The sequence below is a fragment of the Candidatus Pelagibacter sp. HIMB1495 genome, assembly GCF_052047955.1.
Classification (GTDB): domain Bacteria; phylum Pseudomonadota; class Alphaproteobacteria; order Pelagibacterales; family Pelagibacteraceae; genus Pelagibacter.
Map to the genome: position 1 here is coordinate 1,014,209 of NZ_JBNAIQ010000001.1, position 16,941 is coordinate 1,031,149.

The window sequence follows — 16,941 nt, forward strand, 5'->3', positions numbered from 1 at the left end:
TAATTATATTTTTTTTAATCTTTTTAAGTGTCTCCCACCTTCGAACTTTGTATTTAAAAAAATGCTAATAAATTTTAATGCATTTTTTTTAGTTAGTAATCTAGATCCTAATGTAATGATATTTGCATCATTATGCAATCTAGATAATTTAGTAGATTTTTCATTAAAGCATTGAGCGGCTCTAACATTTTTATGTTTATTTGCTGCAATATTCATTCCAGTTCCTGATCCACATACCAAAATACCAATATTTTTTTTAGATGAATTTACTTTTCTTGCAACTTTATGTGCATAATCTGGGTAATCAACGCTATTCTCATTTGAAGGACCAAAATCTTGGAAATTAATTTTTTTCTTTTCTAAATAAATTTTAATTGCTTCTTTAAGTTTAAAACCAGCGTGATCTGAAGAGATAAATATCTTTTTCAAATTAATTGAATTTATAATCTAGCACACAAGCAACAAGGTGGACTCTATTTTCTTCACCACCATTAAATGCATTATGATATTTTGTGTTATTAGTCACCCAAACAGAACCATCTGCAGGCATATGTTTTGCAACATTATCTATAACCATTAAGCATCCAGGATTAGTTACGATTGGAATATGCAATCTTGGTTCTGGATCTCTATGCCAACTTAAAGTTGATCTTGGTTCTTTTAATAAAATCCTTACTCTACCCAATTTATATTTGCTTGATAAAACATCATAAACTTCTTTAAAATAAGTATTCTCATAATCTTTTATAAATTCAGAATAAGCTGCTTCATCAATTTCTACATCTCTAGAAACCTCTTTTCCAGTTTTATCAGGTTTAGTCCAATAAACACCTCTAGCTTTATTGCCTTTGATTGAATCAGGATCACCAGGAATTTGAGTTAATGAAATAGCTCCAAAGTGTGTTATCCCAGCATCTTCGAATTTTTTTGTCTTAATAATTTGGTTATAAGCCTCTTGAAGTTTATTTATATCAAATTTCAAGTTTTGTTTTTGAAAATCACTAAAATCTAAAATTCTTTCTTCTTTTTTTAGGTTTAGGTTTACAACTTTTGTGTTATCAATGTTCATAAAAATGGTTTTGTACTTAATTTAAGAGATATTTGTATAATACATTTGTCGCATTAATAAAGTAAATTTAAACATGATTGTAGGAAAATATCCAAGCCTAAGATTAAGAAGAAACAGAAAATCTTCCTGGACTAGAAAACTAATACAGGAAAATACCCTAAGTCCTAATGATTTTATTCTTCCAATTTTTCTTATTGATGGAGTAAATAAAAAACAACATATAAAATCGATGCCTGGCGTCTATAGGTATTCAGTAGATAGAATCAGTCAAATTATCGACAAAGCGATAAGCAAAGGAATTCCGATGGTTGCCCTTTTCCCAAATACAAAAAAATCATTGAAAAATGAACTTGGATCAGAAGCACTCAATGAAAATAATCTTGTTTGTAGAGCATCAAGAATGATTAAAAAAAAATACAAAAATCAAATTGGAATTATGTGTGATGTTGCATTGGACCCTTATACCTCTCATGGACATGACGGATTAATCAAATCTGATAAAATTTTAAATGATGAAACAATTCAAGTTTTAATAAACCAATCTTTACTTCAAGCTGAAATGGGTTGCGATGTCTTAGCTCCATCAGATATGATGGATGGTAGGATTGGTAAAATTAGAAAAGCAATCGATCAAAACAATTTCAAAGAAGTTCAGATTTTATCTTATGCAGCAAAATATGCATCCAGCTTTTATGGTCCCTTTAGGGATGCCGTTGGGTCAAAAAGTTCATTAAAAGGAGATAAAAAAACATATCAAATGGATTTTAGAAATTCTGATGAAGCATTAAGAGAAGTTGCTATGGATATAAAAGAAGGAGCTGATATGGTTATGGTTAAACCAGGAATGCCATATTTGGATATAATTAAATCAATTAAAGAAAAATTCAAAATTCCAGTTTTTGTGTATCAAGTATCTGGTGAGTATAGTCTAATAGAAAATGCTATTAATAAAAACCTTGTAAATAAAGATGCAGTGTATGAAAGTTTAGTAGCTTTCAAAAGAGCTGGCGCAAATGCGATTGTAAGTTATTACGCAGATCGAATTGACAAAATAATAAAGTGATTACCTTAAAGTATTAAGAAATAACAATCTATTGTTTGGAAAATTAATATTATTTGGTTTTAAAATTGTTTTATCTAGATAATCATTAACTAACTTCAAACCTTTTAATAAAATTTTAATATCTTCAACCTCTTTGTCTTTTTCAATAAGAAAGTTTGGAACATATTTTTTTTCATTTGATGATGAAACATAGTAAACAGTTTCGTTATTTTCAGTATCTTTCTCTACTAAGTTTTCTAATTCTAAATCATAACCTAATATTTTGAGTAATTCTAATTCCCAAAAAATATATTTTTTTAACCAATTTTTATCTTGTAAAATTAAAAAGAAATTCTGAATTATGAAAAAAACTTTTTCATTTGATTGTGCGTCTGCTGTTAAAATTTTAATCAAATTCATTGCAGAAGTTAAGCATGATAATTTTTGTCTATCATCAAAATACAAAGGGCTGTAAGCATTTAAAATTTCAACTTTAAAATAGCCAATCCTATTCTCATTTTTTGAATTATAATTAACATGCAACTTATTTCCTATTTGCAGATAATTTTTAATTTTTTTTGATGTTCCACCAAATATGATGCCTGATACTTTACCTTTTTCTTTGGTGAAAATTTCTACAATTAAGGAGTTTTCGTTATATCTATTTTTACTTATCAAAAAACCTTCATCAGACCAATTCATATTATTTATTGAAACTATTTAAACACTCTGTAGCTGCACTTTGCTCGGCATTTTTTTTGGAATTGCCAATGCCAATAAAGTATTTTGTATTGGGTAATTTTACTCCTACTTTAAATACAGGTTTGTGTCTTGGACCAGTATTTGAGATTAATTTATATTTAGGAAGACTTTTAAATTTTTTTAATGTTTGTTCTTGTAACTTGGTTTTGGCATCAATTTCGGTAACAACACTATCGCTAATTTTTGCTTCCCACTGCTTTAAAATAAATTTTTCAACAATATTAAAGCCTTTATCGAGATAAATTGCTCCTATTAAAGCTTCACAACTATCTGCAATAATTTTATCTTCAATTTTTATTTTTTTATTTCTTGGATTAAAAGTTTTAATATATTTTTCTAAATTAATTGATTTTGCAATTTCAAGACAAGATTTTTTATTAACAAGTGAAGCAAATTTCTTATCAAGTATTCCCTCTTTTTCATTTGGATAAATTTCTAATAATTTTTTAGCCATGACCAGCCCAAGTACACGATCACCTAAAAATTCAATTTTCTCATTATTTTTAGAGGAATTAAAACTTTTATGAGTAAGAGATTGGTCTAATAAATTTTTGTTTTTAAAAACTATATTTATTTTTTTTTCTAGTTCTTGATGCTTTATTTTCATTAATTAATAACATTAAAGGTTCTTTTAAATCTTATAGATTTATGCCATTTCCAAAATTCAATAAAACTTCCTATTTTTTTATCAGATGAAAAAAAAATAAATTGAGCCTTACCAACCAGGTTATCTTTATGAACATAACCAACACTTGAAAGAAATCTGCTATCCTTAGAACAATCTCTATTATCACCCAAAAAGAAATAATGATCATCTGGAACTGTAAAAACATCTGAATTTTGATATGTATAATTTTTTAAATAAACTGTATGAAATTTTTTACCGTTAGGTAATTTTTCCTCAAACTTTAAGACATCTATTGTTGTGTCACCACAATAAATTTTTGTTTTAAGTGGGATTTTAGATTTAAGTATTTCGCTACTATTTAAATATAGATTGGCGTCAATAAACTGGATTTTATCTCCTGGGAGCCCAATTAAACGTTTTATATAATCTGTTCTATTGTCAGCTGGTGTTTTAAATACAATTACATCTCCTCTTTCAGGACTTTTAAACATTATTCTTTTACTAAGTATTGGCGGACTAAAAGGGAAAGAATGTTTACTATACCCATATGAATATTTTGTAACAAATAATCTATCACCTACAAGTAATGTGGGTTCCATCGAAGAAGAAGGTATATAAAAAGGTTGCACTAAAAGTGATCTAATTATTACTGCAATTATCAAAGCATAAAATAAAGTTTTTATATTTTCTGAAAAAAATTTTTTATCTAGTTTCATTATGATTGAATAATAGCAAATGCTGTTGAATATTTTTTTTCATCCGAAATGGATAGAAAACAATTATATTTTTTAATTTTAAATTTATTTTGGATCATTTTGGTGATTTTTTTGTTTGTAACATAATTTGGTTTACCCATTTTATCGTTAACTACTTCTATATCTTTAAAGTTCAATTTCATTCTAAATCCGGTACCCAAAGCTTTGGCAAATGCTTCTTTTGCTGCAAATCTTTTTGAAAAAAAAGCCACTTTATTCTTTATTAAGTTTGATTGTCTTTGCTCTCTCACACTATAAACTCGATTAATAAAAGATTTATTTTTTATAGCTTCTTTAATTCTTTTATTTTCAATTATATCAACTCCAATACCTAAAATTTTCATTAATTTTTAATAATTTTTTTAAAATCTTTAATTACTTTGGGTAGACCATAAAATATCGACTCTCCAATAATAAAATGTCCTATGTTGAATTCCTCGATTTCTTTAATTTTTGTTAAAATTTTAGTAGTCTTGTAATCTAAACCATGACCTGCATGTACTTCTATATCTAGCTTAGATGCAAGTTTTGAGCTTTTTTTAATTCTATTTAATTCGCTTGAAAAATTTTTATATGATTTAACATAATTAGCTAGTTTTCCAGTGTGGATTTCAACACAATCCACATTTAATTTTTTTGAAAGTTTAATATCATTTAAGTTGGGGTTGATAAATAAACTAGTTCTAATATTTGACTTTTTAAATTTAAAAATTATTTCTTTTAATTTTTTATAATTATCTTTTAGATTTAAACCACCTTCTGTGGTTATTTCTTTTCTGTTTTCTGGAACAATACAAATGTAATTTGGTTTATATCTTAAAGCTTTTTTAATTATTTCACTATTCATCGAGACTTCAAGATTAACTAACACTTTATTCAAAGCACAAATCTCTTTAGTATCTAAATCATTTATGTGCCTTCTATCTTCTCTCAAATGAATAGTTACGGAGTCTGCACCCAATTTTATAACTTTTTTTGCTGCAAATACTGGATTAGGATGTTTTTCACCACGTGCATTACGCAGTGTTGCAATATGATCTATATTTACACCTAATCTTTTCACTTAATAAATCTACTTCCTGGAGTAGTAATGGGAATTGATTTTAGAGATTTAGGTATATTTTTAAGGTTATAGCTAGGCACATCTATTTTTAAATGAGAAACAATTTTATTTTTTATTTTCAGAGATTTTTTTGTTGATCTGTCAATTATAGAAGCAAATCCAACAAGTCTTGCATTTGATTTTTTTATAAGTTTTACGCATTCCAAACTAGATTTACCTGTCGTAATCACATCTTCTATAATTAAAACTCTTGCTCCCTTTTTTATACTAAAACCTCTTCTGAGAGTAAATTTTCCATTCACCCTTTCGCAAAAAATTGTTTCTTTTTTTAAAATTTTACCAATTTCATAGCCTATTATTACACCACCCATAGCAGGAGCGAGTATTAAATCTATTTTTTTAAAATTTTTTTTTATTTTATTTGCTAATGATCTACAAATTTCGTCAGCTAAATTAGGAAAGCTTAAAAGTTTAGCGCACTGAATGTACTTTGGGGAGTGTAATCCTGAGGATAAAACGAAATGTCCTTCTAATAACGCATCAGTCTTTTTTAAAATATTTAAGGATTTTTTGAGTGAAAGCATTTCTTTTTTCTTCGTGTCTAATTATCTTAAATTTTATACCTTTTTGCTTTAGCTCTGCAATAAAATTTGTAAAATTCTTTAGATTTCTAATTATTAATCTAAATTTAAAATTAATATAGTTTGGATTTTTACCTGCCATCTCTAAATTAGAAATGTTAAGTTTACGACTTCCAATTAAAGAACTTATATCGCCAAGTTGACCGGGTTTATCAGGTAATGAAATCCAAAGTGTAGTGTTATATTTTTTTGTTTTTTCCTCTTTTTGTTCACCTTTGTCATGCCAATATCTTCTAATAGCAGCTCTTGCTTTACCTGTTTTGGTGGTAGGTATCCAATGAAGAGATGGTGAACTATTTTTAGATGTGAGAATGTTAACCCTATCACCATTTCTTAATATTGTTTGTAATTCACAGTTATTTCCATTTACTTCACAACCAATTGCGGAATTACCAATTTTAGTGTGAACAGCATAAGCAAAATCAATTGCTGTTGCATCTTTTGGCAATTTAATTACAGATCCTTTTGGTGTGAAGCAAAAGACATTTTCCTGAAACATTTGAAGCTTTGTATATTCATAAGAGTCCTCAGGATTTTCATTTTTTTCAATAATCTCCACTAAATCTTTTAACCAATCATACTCTTTCCAACTTAATGAATTAAATTTTTCAGAAGATTTATATTGCCAATGCGATGCAACACCTCTTTGTGCAAAGTCATGCATTTCTTTAGTTCTAATTTGAATCTCTATAGGCTTTTTATTTGAACCAATAACTGAAGTATGAATTGACTTATATCCATTTATTTTGGGCGAAGAGATGTAATCTTTAAATTTACCAGGAATACAGTTCCATTTCTTATGAAATATACCAAGAGTTTTATAACAGTCATCAATAGTATCTAGTATAATTCTAAAGCCAATGATGTCTGTTATCTGCTCTAATGAAACTCTTTTTTTTTGAACTTTTCTCCATATTGAAAATGGAGTTTTTTCTCTTCCATAAATTTCAGCATTAATTTCGTGATCATTCAATATTTCACTGAGTTCATATGATTGTTCTTCAAAAATATCTTTTCTATCTAATTTTATTTCATCAAGTCTTTTTTTTATTAATTTTCTCGCATCGTAATTTAAAATTTCAAACGATAAATCTTCAAGCTCATCACGTATTCTGTGCATACCCATTCTGTCTGCCAATGGAGCATAAATTTCCATTGTTTCTTGAGCAATCCTTTGTCTTTTTTCCACTTTAGTAATTGCTTTAATCGTTCTCATGTTGTGCAATCTGTCTGCAATTTTTACTAATAAAACTCTAATATCTTTTGATGTTGCTAAAATTAATTTTCTAAAGTTTTCTACTTTAGAATTTGATCCAGCTGTATTTTCAAAAACAGATATTTTAGTGACACCATCTACTAAGTCAGCAACCTCATCACCAAATTCAGCTTTTATTGTTTCATAAGTTGCAAAGGTATCTTCAATAGTGTCATGCAATAACCCAGTGGCAATTGTAGCACTGTCTAATTTTAACTCTGTTAAAATATTTGCAACTTCAATTGGATGTACAGAGTAAGGATCACCGGAAGCTCTTTTTTGACTCTTATGGGCCTTTACAGCAAAATTATAAGCTTTATCTAATTTTTCAGGATTTAAAAATTTATTATAATTTTTAACTTTATTAATTAGTTCATTAGAATTTAGCATAACCCTATTATAACATTAATTTAAATTTGTTTAATAGACCTAAAGTCTGCTTGAGAGAGTGAAGAAATCAAGCTTTTAAGATCTTTTTTAATAATTGGATGATGCCATTCTTTTTGAATTTCAAAAAAAGGGATGAGTACAAAATTTCTTTTATGCATAAGTTTATGAGGCAAAGTTAATTTGTTTTTTACATTTAAAATCTTTTTATTAAAATCAATAATGTCAATATCACAAATACGTGGATCATTTTTTTTACCTTTTTTTCTTCCTAATAAAATTTCAATTTTCTTACATATTTTAAGGAGACTTTCAGGATCAAAACAAAACTTTGCCTTGATAACTACATTTAAAAATTTAGGTTTTTTGGGGTCCGGCCAAGAAGGTGTTTCATAAAAACTTGAGATAGATAAAAAATCTAGATTATTTTCGCTTAAATGAGATTTTGCAATTTCTATATTTTTTTTTCTATCACCCAAATTAGAGCCAATACCTAAGTAAACAATTTTAGCTTGATTTTCTGATATATCTTGCCTTTTCACGGTTCCAGTCTCTGCTCTTTTTTGTTGCTCTTTTATCGTATTGCTTCTTTCCTTTAGCAACTGCTAATTCAATTTTGGCCTTTCCTTTTTTAAAATACATTTTTGTTGGAACAATAGTAAAGCCATCTCTTTGCATTTTTCCAATCAATTTGTTTATTTCTCTTTTATTTAGTAGCAACTTTCTTTCATCGGTTGGGTTATGATTGGAATAACTTGCTTGTTTGTAAGGTGAAATATGAGAATTAATTAAAATTATTTCTCCATTTTTTTCAACTGCATAAGAGTCTGCTATATTAACTTTTCCATCTCTTAATGATTTAATTTCAGAACCTTTAAGAACAATTCCTGCTTCTAAAATATCCTCAAAAAAATAATTAAAACTAGCTTTCCTATTTAAACAAATTATTTTTAAACCAGAATTGGTTTTTTTGTTCATTAAATCAATTTTGCTGACTGAAGAGACTTTTTAACAATTTCCTTAGTTTGTTCGGTAACTTTTACCAGAGGCAATCTAACATCATCTTCGCATAGATTTAATAACTTAGCAGCATATTTTACTGGACTAGGATTACTTTCAACAAACATTGAATGATGAATTGGCTGTAAAATTTTATCTAATTTTTCAGCTTCGCCAATATCATTTTCAGATTTAGAAAATTTTTGAAAATCTGAACAAAGTTTTGGTGCTATGTTTGCTGTTACACTTATTGCACCTACTCCACCTCTTTTATTAAATTCTAGCGCATTGTCATCATTACCAGTCAATTGAACAAATTCTTTACCCATTTTTGATAACTGTTGATCAACCCTATCCAAATCTCCAGTGGCATCTTTTACACCAACTATATTTTTTAACTCGAACAGTCTTGCCATTGTATCAACATTCATATCAATAACTGATCTACCTGGTATATTGTAAATTATTATTGGTATCCCGCATTTGTCATTTATAGCTTTATAATGCTGGTACAAACCTTCTTGAGTAGGTTTATTATAATAAGGTGTTACGATTAGAGCACCATTTGCACCTGCCTTTTCAGCGTGTGAAGTTAAAGAAATAGCTTCCTCAGTAGAATTTGAACCTGTTCCAGCTATAACTGGAATTTTTCCATTACTTTCTTTTATACAGAGATCAATTACTTTTTGATGTTCATCATGACTTAATGTTGGGGATTCTCCTGTTGTACCAGCAGGTACAAGCCCACTAGTTCCATTTTCAATATGAAAATGTATTAATTTAATATACGCCTCCTCATCTAAGAGATTGTTTTTAAACGGCGTAATTAAAGCAACATTTGATCCTTTGAACATAAATACTTATAACATAGTTTAAAGATTCATATACCAAAAGATTATGATTAAAAAATTATTATTTTTAATAATAACTTCCTTGATTAGCTTTAATTTCAGTGGTGCACAGATTGTACCTTTAAAAAAACCATCGCTATCCTATGAGGAATTAAATAAAAAAATAATATTAAACACAATCAAACCTCTAAAAAAACCTTCAAAAGTTAAAGTTGAGAAAAAGGTAGCTAAAAAAGAAACCAAACTTAGTTTTCTTTTACCTAAAAAAAAACCAGTTATTAGAGGATTAATTAATTCAGAAACAGTAAAAATTTCTAAATTTTATAATAAAAAAGATTTTGGGATTGCAAAAAAAGCTATTGGCGAAATGCAAAAAGGCCAGTGGAAATCTGCAATTAAAATCTCAAAAAAAGCTAAAGATAGATCTATACATAATTTTATAAAATGGAGACATTTATTAACTACAGGTAATAAAGAGTCATTTTTTGATTACCAAGTCTTTATCGAAGAAAATTCAGATTATCCAAGAATAGATAGATTGAGATATTTGGCTGAGCATAAACTTTCGACGGAAAAAGTTTCTCCAAAAAAAATAATCAATTGGTTTTCAAAAAATGAACCTTTAAGTGGATATGGTAAAATGATTTTAGGTGAAAGTCATATTTTATCAGGAGACAAAGCAAAAGGTATTGCTCTAATTAAAAATGGATGGATTTCTGCAGATTTATCAAAAAGTGAGTTAAGGTTTTTCAGAAAAAAATATAAAAAATATCTTGATGCAAATGACTATATTAAGAGAGCTGATCATCTTGCATGGAATAGTGATCATTGGGATTTAAAAAGACTAATCAGATATTTACCTAAAGACTATGAATTGCTCTATACAGCAAGACATATTTTAATGACCAAGGGATACGGTGTAGATCAAGCAATCAAAAATGTTCCAAATAAATTTAAAAACGATGCTGGATTAAACTATGATCGTTTAAAGTGGAGAAGAAAAAAAGGACGATTGGAGTCTTCTACTGAAATTTTGCTCAAGATAAGAAATGATAAAGATTATTTAGTTAGACCTGACAAATGGTGGAAAGAAAGAGAAATCATTTCTAGAAAGTTAATTTATAAAAAACAATATGAACTAGCTTATAAAATTAGTAGCAATCACGGAATGTCTGAAGGATCTGAATTTGCTGAAGCAGAATGGATGAGTGGTTGGATAGCACTAAGTTTTTTAAATGATCCACTTCTTGCTAAAGATCATTTTAAAAACTTTTTTGATAATGTTAATTATCCAATAAGTGTTTCTAGGGGCGCATATTGGTTAGGTAGATCATATGAAAAACTAAAAGATAAAGATCGATCGGAAAAATGGTATAAAGAGGCTACAAAATATTTAACTACATATTACGGACAACTAGCATTTTTAAAAATTAATCCTAATGGAAAATTTGAACTTGATAAAACAATGTTGGTTGAAGATGAATATAGAAAAGCTTTTTTTAATAAAGAATTAGTAAAAATCACACATCTTTTGCATGAATTAGATAAAGACAAGTATACAAAATTTATCTTAAGACATCTTGCTAATGATAACGTTTCTGAAGGCAGTGAACTTTTAGCTGCTGAACTTGCTACAAGTATCAATAGATATGATTTTGCAATACAAGTATCAAAAATTGCCTCTTATCAAAAAAGATTTCATAACAAATACAATTATCCATTAATAAGCACACCTAAATACATTAATGGAAGAAAGATTCCTGAAAGCGCATTAATTTTATCAATTATAAGACAAGAAAGTGAATTTGATTTAAAAGCAAATAGTCATGCGGGTGCAAAAGGTTTAATGCAATTAATGCCTTACACAGCAAAATTAGTTGCTAAACAAGCAAAGCTTCCCTATACAAAATCTCGATTAACAACCGACCCAGAGTATAATATAAATTTAGGGTCTCATTATATTGCTGGTTTAATTCAGCAATATGATGGAGCTTATCCATTTGCAATAGCTGCGTACAATGCTGGCCCAAATAGAGTTAAATATTGGAAAAAATTAAATAAGGATCCACAAAAAAAACAAATAAATTATGTTGATTGGGTTGAGCTGATTAAATTTAGAGAGACTAGAAACTATGTTCAGCGTGTATTGGAAAATTATAATGTTTACAGATATGTGCTGGAACAAAACCCTATAGTAATGAAAGATTTTTTTAAAGATCAGCCTTTATATTAGTGGCGGAGAGAGAGGGATTCGAACCCTCGGTACAAGTTTCCTCGCACGGTCATTTAGCAAACGACTGGTTTCAGCCTCTCACCCATCTCTCCGTATGACATTGTGTAATAAGTGATTTTATTGAAAATTCAATATTTATAAAGTAATTATTCAATTATTATGGGAAATAAATACTCAGTATTTTCATTAATCAAAAACGCTTTTTCATACCATGAGAATTGGCAAAGAGCATGGAAAGACCCTACTCCAAAAAAAGAGTATGATGCTGTCATAGTTGGTGGAGGTGGTCATGGTTTAGCGACAGCATACTATTTAGCAAAAAAACACAATATGAAAAATATTGCTGTTGTTGAAAAAGGATGGATTGGTGGAGGAAACACTGGTCGCAACACTACAATTATCAGATCAAATTATTTATGGGACGCTAGTGCTGGACTTTATGATCACGCGCTAAAAATTTGGGAAGGATTATCTCAAGAGTTAAACTACAATGTAATGTTTAGTCAAAGAGGTGTAATGAATCTTGCTCACAATTTGCAAGATGTAAGAGATTTAAAAAGAAGAACACACGCAAATAGACTAAATGGTATTGATGCCGTTTACTTGAGTACAGAAGAAGTTAAAAAGTTTTGTCCAATTATAAATACATCTCAAGATATAAGATATCCGGTACTTGGTGGTACATTACAAAGAAGAGCTGGTACAGCAAGACATGATGCTGTTGCCTGGGGTTATGCTAGAGGTGCCGATGAAATGGGTGTTGATATAATTCAAAATTGTGAAGTAAAAGGTATAAAAAGAAATGGTGATAGTGTTGAAGGTATAGAAACAACAAAAGGATTTATTAAAACAAAAAAAATTGGAGTTGTGGCAGCTGGACATTCAAGTGTGATTGCTAATATGGCTGGAATAAGACTTCCTCTAGAGAGCAAACCTCTTCAAGCACTAGTATCAGAACCTGTGAAACCAATTATAGATACAGTTGTCATGTCAAACGCTGTACACGCTTATGTAAGTCAATCTGATAAAGGTGAATTAGTTATTGGCGCTGGAACAGATGATTATGTTTCATACACTCAGAAAGGAAGTCATCAAATAGTCGAGGGAACTCTAAATGCTATTTTAGAATTGTATCCAATTTTCAGCAGAATGAGAATGCTAAGACAATGGGGAGGAATAGTAGACATTTGTCCTGATGCAAGTCCAATATTAAGTAAAACTTCTATCAAAGGACTTTATTTTAATTGTGGTTGGGGTACAGGGGGTTTTAAAGCTACACCTGGATCAGGAGATTTATTTGCACACACAATTGCTAATGATGAGCCACACAAACTTAACGCAGCATTTAATTTAAATAGATTTGTAAGTGGAGACCTTGTTGATGAACATGGCGCTGCAGCAGTTGCTCACTAATGTTTGTTATTAATTGTCCATATTGTGGTGAGAGAGATCAGCAAGAATTTAAAGCTGGTGGTGAAGCTCATATTGAAAGACCAAAACAACCGACAGAACTTAGTGATGATGAATGGGCAGAATATTTATTTATGAGAAAAAATATTAAAGGTGTTCAATATGAAAGATGGAACCATGCTCATGGTTGTCGTAAATGGTTTAATATGATTAGAGACACTTCGAATGATGAGATTAAAGCAATCTATAAAATGGGAGAAAAACCCCCATCGATATAAAACAAATGTCAGAAAATTTAAGAGTTAAATCTAGTCAATATATTGATGAAACAACAAGAGTTTCGTTTAAATTTAATGGTACAACTTATTATGGATTTAAAGGAGACACTCTTGCTTCTGCTTTATTGGCAAATAATGTTCATTTAGTAGGTAGGAGTTTTAAGTACCATAGACCAAGAGGTATAATGACATCAGGTTCTGAGGAGCCAAATGCAATTGTTCAAATTAATCAAAATACTAATAGAACTGAACCAAATGTTAGGGCAACTGAAGTTGAAATATATGAAGGAATGGAGGCATCAAGTCAAAATTGCTGGCCAAGTGTAAACTTTGATATTGGTGGAATAAATAATTTTTTATCACCCCTACTTCCAGCAGGATTTTATTACAAAACATTTATGTGGCCTGCAAGCTTCTGGGAAAAATATGAATACTTTATAAGACACTCAGCAGGATTAGGAAAATCACCAACGTTAAAAGATCCTGACATTTACGATCACAGAAATATTCATTGTGATGTTCTTGTAGTTGGCGCAGGTATATCTGGAATTCTAGCAGCTAAAAATGCTGCGAAGAATAATTACAAAACTTTACTTTTAGATGAAAAAAATGAATTAGGTGGATCAACTATTTATGAAAACAATGAAAGTAATAAAATTGATAATAAAATTTCATCTGAATGGTTAAAAAAAGAAATTGAAGAACTTAAAAATATTAAAAATTTAGAAATAAAAACTAGAACAAGTGTTGCTGCATACCATCAATATAATTATTTGCTTGCAAGAGAGAACTTAACAGATCATTTAGAAAAAAAAGATAAGACAAATAAAATTAGACAAAGGTTACTTAAAATAAGAGCAAAGAAGGTAATTTTGGCAACAGGTGCTTTGGAAAGACCAATGGTATTTAATAATAATGATAGACCTGGAATAATGCTTTCTTCTGCAATTAAAAAATATAGTGATTTTTATGGTGTAGCCTGCGGTAGAAAGATTGTATTTTTTACAAATAATGACAGTGCATATGAAAGTGCACTTTCATTAAACGATAAAGGTATCAAAGTTGAAGCAATAGTTGATATTAGAAAGCAATCCGAAACAAATTTAGAAAAAAAAGTTATTGATGTAGGTGTAAAAATATACTGGGAACATACAGTTGTTGATACCTCTGGTTATAAAAGATTAAACAATGTCTCAATAATGAAACTATCAAATGATGGAACTTCAGTAACTGGAAATAAAATTTCTATTTCATGTGATTGTTTAGGCGTTGCCGGTGGATGGACTCCGGCTGTTCACCTATATACTCAGTCAGGTAGCAAACTTGCTTTTGATGAAGATAAAAAAATATTTATTCCAAATAAAAATAATTCAGATCAAATAAGTGTTGGATCTTGTTGTGGTGATTTTAAACTTGATGAAATACTTAAAAACTTAAATGAAAAACTAAAAGATTTTTTAGATATAAATAAAACAGATTTTGAAAATATTACTGTTAATAACGACCAAGAGATTTCAAAAAGAAATATATGGTTATTACCGTCTGATAAAGTTTTAGGCAAAACTAAGACTTTTGTTGATTATCAAAATGATGCAACTGCAAAGGATATAAAATTAGCACTAAGAGAGGGTTTCAGATCTATTGAACATGTCAAAAGATATACAACAACTGGGATGGGAACTGATCAAGGAAAATTAGGAAATATGCATGCTTTAGGAATAATAGCAGATACAGCAGGTGTTAAGATGGGAGAACTAGGAACGACTACTTTTAGACCTCCTTATACTCCTTTAACATTTGGAACAATTGTAGGACGTAATGTTGGTAAGTTTTTTGATATTTTTAGAAGAACACCTATGAATGATTGGCATGTTGAACAAAAAGCAGAATTTGAAAATGTTGGTCAATGGAAAAGAGCTTGGTACTACCCTATCAATGGAGAAACTATGCACCAAGCAGTTCAAAGAGAAAGCAAAGCTGCAAGAGAAAGTTCAGGAATATTGGATGCGTCCACACTTGGTAAGATTGATATACAAGGAAGTGATGCCTCGGAGTTTTTAAATAGAGTTTATACAAATGCATGGTCAAAACTTGGTATTGGCAAATGTAGATATGGTTTAATGTTAAATGAAGATGGTATGGTATATGACGATGGTGTTACTACAAGATTAGGTGAAAATCACTATCTAATGACAACAACAACTGGTGGTGCAGCAAATGTTCTTGGAAAATTAGAGGATTACCTTCAAACTGAATGGCCAGAATTAGATGTATATTTAACTTCAGTTACAGATCAATTTGCTACAGCAAGTTTGTGTGGCCCTAATAGCAAAAAAATTCTTAAAAAAATTATTCCTGATTTAGATTTGTCTGATGAAAATTTTCCACACATGTCTTTTAAAGAAGCAAAAATCGGAAGTATTGTTTGCAGAATTATGAGAATAAGTTTCACAGGTGAGCAAAGTTTTGAAATTAATGTGCAAGCAAGTTATGGAAAAGATCTATGGGAGAAATGTATAGAGGCTGGTAAAGAATTTAATATTACTCCTTATGGTACAGAAACGATGCACTTACTGAGAGCTGAAAAAGGTTTTATTATTGTTGGCCAAGATACAGACGGAACAATGACACCAATAGATTTACAGATGGATTGGATTGTTAGTAAAAAGAAATATGATTTTATTGGCAAAAGATCTCTTTACAGATCAGATACTATGAGAGAAGACAGAAAACAATTGGTGGGATTATTAACAGATGACCCTGAGGTTGTATTAGAAGAAGGAGCACAAATTGTTTCTGAACTAGATAAAAAACCTGTTGAAATGCTTGGTCATGTTACATCAAGTTACTTTAGTCCTAATTTAAATAAATCTATAGCGCTAGCCGTTGTCAGAGGTGGGAAAGATATGATGGGTAAAAAACTATTTATCCCTATGGAAGATAAAACAATTAATGTAACTGTTTCAAATCCAGTATTTTTTGATCAAACTAATGAAAGATTAAATGCTTAATTATAATCAAGTAACAAATAGTGAAATTAATAACAACGGTGTTTCCATAAAAGAAATTGCACCAATAATGAAATTAAATTTAAGAGGCAAAACAAGAGAATTTTTTACAAATGTAGGAAAAACTTTAAATATGATTTTGCCAACTGAGGCGAATACATCTTCATCTAGTGATAAACTTACTGCGATATGGTTAAGTCCAGATGAATGGATGATTGTCTCAAATGAGACTACCAGCAAAGAAACCAATACATATGAATTAAATGATATATTATTTAACAATATTTCAAAAACATCATTAGGAGCAGTAACTGATGTAACTGACCAATTTGTTCAATTAGAGATAAAAGGTGAAAAAATATATGAACTTTTTTCCTCAGGATGTCCTTTTAATTTTAACTTATTTCGTGAAAAAAAAGGGTCAACAACTCAAACTTTGCTAAATCATATAGATGTTATTATTCACAATAAGGACGAAAATATTGTTAATTTATTTGTTAGAAGATCATTTGCTAAACACCTTTGGGAATGGATGGAAGATAGCTCTTCAAGATTATAAA

18 protein-coding genes and 1 tRNA gene are annotated in these 16,941 nt (G+C 29.3%); 6 read left to right on the plus strand and 13 right to left on the minus strand.

Going from position 1 to position 16,941, the window contains the following annotated elements:
* Window positions 1-3: 3 nt before the first annotated feature.
* The gene (gene rpiB / locus ACTTAW_RS05460) at window positions 4-429 is read right to left on the minus strand and encodes a ribose 5-phosphate isomerase B (RefSeq protein ID WP_440651451.1); all 426 of its coding nucleotides are present in this window, start codon (window positions 427-429) and stop codon (window positions 4-6) included.
* 1 nt (window position 430) lies between these two features.
* Entirely contained in the window at window positions 431-1,069 is a 639-nt protein-coding gene (locus tag ACTTAW_RS05465) for an aspartyl/asparaginyl beta-hydroxylase domain-containing protein (protein WP_440651452.1), read from the minus strand.
* Between the two features lie 73 nt (window positions 1,070-1,142).
* On the opposite strand from ACTTAW_RS05465, the gene hemB reads away from it, so the two are divergent.
* Window positions 1,143-2,132 (plus strand): porphobilinogen synthase, encoded by a 990-nt coding sequence (gene hemB / locus ACTTAW_RS05470; protein ID WP_440651453.1) that lies wholly within the window; start codon window positions 1,143-1,145, stop codon window positions 2,130-2,132.
* Here the strand turns inward: hemB and recO are convergent, their stop codons facing one another.
* From recO to dapA, 10 genes are read right to left on the minus strand one after another with little or no spacing between them, the layout of a single operon-like run.
* Window positions 2,133-2,813, minus strand: coding sequence for a DNA repair protein RecO (recO, locus tag ACTTAW_RS05475; RefSeq protein WP_075506751.1), 681 nt, complete (start codon window positions 2,811-2,813; stop codon window positions 2,133-2,135).
* A 1-nt stretch (window position 2,814) separates the two neighbouring features.
* Complete coding sequence (gene rnc, locus ACTTAW_RS05480; RefSeq protein WP_440634583.1) at window positions 2,815-3,480, minus strand: ribonuclease III; 666 nt, start codon at window positions 3,478-3,480, stop codon at window positions 2,815-2,817.
* Window positions 3,480-4,217 carry a signal peptidase I gene (lepB, locus tag ACTTAW_RS05485; protein ID WP_075506753.1) on the minus strand — a complete coding sequence of 246 codons (738 nt, stop codon included), beginning with the start codon at window positions 4,215-4,217 and terminating at the stop codon, window positions 3,480-3,482. The genes rnc and lepB overlap by 1 nt, the downstream gene beginning before the upstream one ends.
* The gene (acpS, locus tag ACTTAW_RS05490; protein WP_440614327.1) at window positions 4,217-4,600 is read right to left on the minus strand and encodes a holo-ACP synthase; all 384 of its coding nucleotides are present in this window, start codon (window positions 4,598-4,600) and stop codon (window positions 4,217-4,219) included. The genes lepB and acpS overlap by 1 nt, the downstream gene beginning before the upstream one ends.
* Window positions 4,600-5,319: a pyridoxine 5'-phosphate synthase gene (locus ACTTAW_RS05495; protein ID WP_440651454.1), complete on the minus strand. Its 720-nt coding sequence runs from the start codon at window positions 5,317-5,319 to the stop codon at window positions 4,600-4,602. Before ACTTAW_RS05495 ends, acpS begins: the two co-directional genes overlap by 1 nt.
* The gene (gene pyrE, locus ACTTAW_RS05500) at window positions 5,316-5,903 is read right to left on the minus strand and encodes an orotate phosphoribosyltransferase (RefSeq protein ID WP_440651455.1); all 588 of its coding nucleotides are present in this window, start codon (window positions 5,901-5,903) and stop codon (window positions 5,316-5,318) included. The genes ACTTAW_RS05495 and pyrE overlap by 4 nt, the downstream gene beginning before the upstream one ends.
* Window positions 5,860-7,605 (minus strand): RelA/SpoT family protein, encoded by a 1,746-nt coding sequence (locus tag ACTTAW_RS05505; protein ID WP_440651456.1) that lies wholly within the window; start codon window positions 7,603-7,605, stop codon window positions 5,860-5,862. Before ACTTAW_RS05505 ends, pyrE begins: the two co-directional genes overlap by 44 nt.
* Window positions 7,606-7,625: 20 nt before the next feature.
* Window positions 7,626-8,144 carry a 2-amino-4-hydroxy-6-hydroxymethyldihydropteridine diphosphokinase gene (folK, locus tag ACTTAW_RS05510; RefSeq protein ID WP_440651457.1) on the minus strand — a complete coding sequence of 173 codons (519 nt, stop codon included), beginning with the start codon at window positions 8,142-8,144 and terminating at the stop codon, window positions 7,626-7,628.
* Window positions 8,110-8,580 (minus strand): SsrA-binding protein SmpB, encoded by a 471-nt coding sequence (smpB, locus tag ACTTAW_RS05515; protein ID WP_440651458.1) that lies wholly within the window; start codon window positions 8,578-8,580, stop codon window positions 8,110-8,112. Before smpB ends, folK begins: the two co-directional genes overlap by 35 nt.
* Entirely contained in the window at window positions 8,580-9,455 is an 876-nt protein-coding gene (dapA, locus tag ACTTAW_RS05520) for a 4-hydroxy-tetrahydrodipicolinate synthase (RefSeq protein ID WP_075506760.1), read from the minus strand. Before dapA ends, smpB begins: the two co-directional genes overlap by 1 nt.
* 43 nt (window positions 9,456-9,498) lie before the next feature.
* Between dapA and ACTTAW_RS05525 the strand changes: the two genes are divergently transcribed.
* The gene (locus ACTTAW_RS05525) at window positions 9,499-11,685 is read left to right on the plus strand and encodes a lytic transglycosylase domain-containing protein (protein WP_440651459.1); all 2,187 of its coding nucleotides are present in this window, start codon (window positions 9,499-9,501) and stop codon (window positions 11,683-11,685) included.
* Here ACTTAW_RS05525 and ACTTAW_RS05530 read toward each other — a convergent pair.
* Window positions 11,686-11,777, minus strand: a tRNA-Ser gene (locus ACTTAW_RS05530). It abuts the gene before it with no gap.
* 67 nt (window positions 11,778-11,844) lie between these two features.
* Between ACTTAW_RS05530 and ACTTAW_RS05535 the strand changes: the two genes are divergently transcribed.
* Genes ACTTAW_RS05535 through ACTTAW_RS05550 form a run of 4 tightly spaced genes read left to right on the plus strand, consistent with a single transcriptional unit; the run spans window position 11,845 to window position 16,940 of the window.
* Window positions 11,845-13,098, plus strand: a complete 1,254-nt coding sequence (locus ACTTAW_RS05535; protein ID WP_440651460.1) for a sarcosine oxidase subunit beta family protein — start codon at window positions 11,845-11,847, stop codon at window positions 13,096-13,098.
* Window positions 13,098-13,373 carry a sarcosine oxidase subunit delta gene (locus ACTTAW_RS05540; protein ID WP_075506763.1) on the plus strand — a complete coding sequence of 92 codons (276 nt, stop codon included), beginning with the start codon at window positions 13,098-13,100 and terminating at the stop codon, window positions 13,371-13,373. Before ACTTAW_RS05535 ends, ACTTAW_RS05540 begins: the two co-directional genes overlap by 1 nt.
* Window positions 13,374-13,378: 5 nt before the next feature.
* The gene (locus ACTTAW_RS05545; RefSeq protein ID WP_440651461.1) at window positions 13,379-16,384 is read left to right on the plus strand and encodes a sarcosine oxidase subunit alpha family protein; all 3,006 of its coding nucleotides are present in this window, start codon (window positions 13,379-13,381) and stop codon (window positions 16,382-16,384) included.
* Window positions 16,377-16,940: a sarcosine oxidase subunit gamma gene (locus ACTTAW_RS05550; protein WP_440651462.1), complete on the plus strand. Its 564-nt coding sequence runs from the start codon at window positions 16,377-16,379 to the stop codon at window positions 16,938-16,940. Before ACTTAW_RS05545 ends, ACTTAW_RS05550 begins: the two co-directional genes overlap by 8 nt.
* Window position 16,941: the final 1 nt, after the last annotated feature.

Bases quoted from the DNA above. Each gene is read 5' to 3' on its own strand.
- ACTTAW_RS05525 (WP_440651459.1), top strand. From the start codon at position 9,499: ATGATTAAAAAATTATTATTTTTAATAATAACTTCCTTGATTAGCTTT.
- pyrE (WP_440651455.1), bottom strand. From the start codon at position 5,903: ATGCTTTCACTCAAAAAATCCTTAAATATTTTAAAAAAGACTGATGCG.
- ACTTAW_RS05535 (WP_440651460.1), top strand. From the start codon at position 11,845: ATGGGAAATAAATACTCAGTATTTTCATTAATCAAAAACGCTTTTTCA.
- ACTTAW_RS05465 (WP_440651452.1), bottom strand. From the start codon at position 1,069: ATGAACATTGATAACACAAAAGTTGTAAACCTAAACCTAAAAAAAGAA.
- ACTTAW_RS05540 (WP_075506763.1), top strand. From the start codon at position 13,098: ATGTTTGTTATTAATTGTCCATATTGTGGTGAGAGAGATCAGCAAGAA.
- rnc (WP_440634583.1), bottom strand. From the start codon at position 3,480: ATGAAAATAAAGCATCAAGAACTAGAAAAAAAAATAAATATAGTTTTT.
- recO (WP_075506751.1), bottom strand. From the start codon at position 2,813: ATGAATTGGTCTGATGAAGGTTTTTTGATAAGTAAAAATAGATATAAC.
- lepB (WP_075506753.1), bottom strand. From the start codon at position 4,217: ATGAAACTAGATAAAAAATTTTTTTCAGAAAATATAAAAACTTTATTT.
- ACTTAW_RS05505 (WP_440651456.1), bottom strand. From the start codon at position 7,605: ATGCTAAATTCTAATGAACTAATTAATAAAGTTAAAAATTATAATAAA.
- smpB (WP_440651458.1), bottom strand. From the start codon at position 8,580: ATGAACAAAAAAACCAATTCTGGTTTAAAAATAATTTGTTTAAATAGG.
- dapA (WP_075506760.1), bottom strand. From the start codon at position 9,455: ATGTTCAAAGGATCAAATGTTGCTTTAATTACGCCGTTTAAAAACAAT.
- ACTTAW_RS05545 (WP_440651461.1), top strand. From the start codon at position 13,379: ATGTCAGAAAATTTAAGAGTTAAATCTAGTCAATATATTGATGAAACA.
- ACTTAW_RS05550 (WP_440651462.1), top strand. From the start codon at position 16,377: ATGCTTAATTATAATCAAGTAACAAATAGTGAAATTAATAACAACGGT.
- acpS (WP_440614327.1), bottom strand. From the start codon at position 4,600: ATGAAAATTTTAGGTATTGGAGTTGATATAATTGAAAATAAAAGAATT.
- hemB (WP_440651453.1), top strand. From the start codon at position 1,143: ATGATTGTAGGAAAATATCCAAGCCTAAGATTAAGAAGAAACAGAAAA.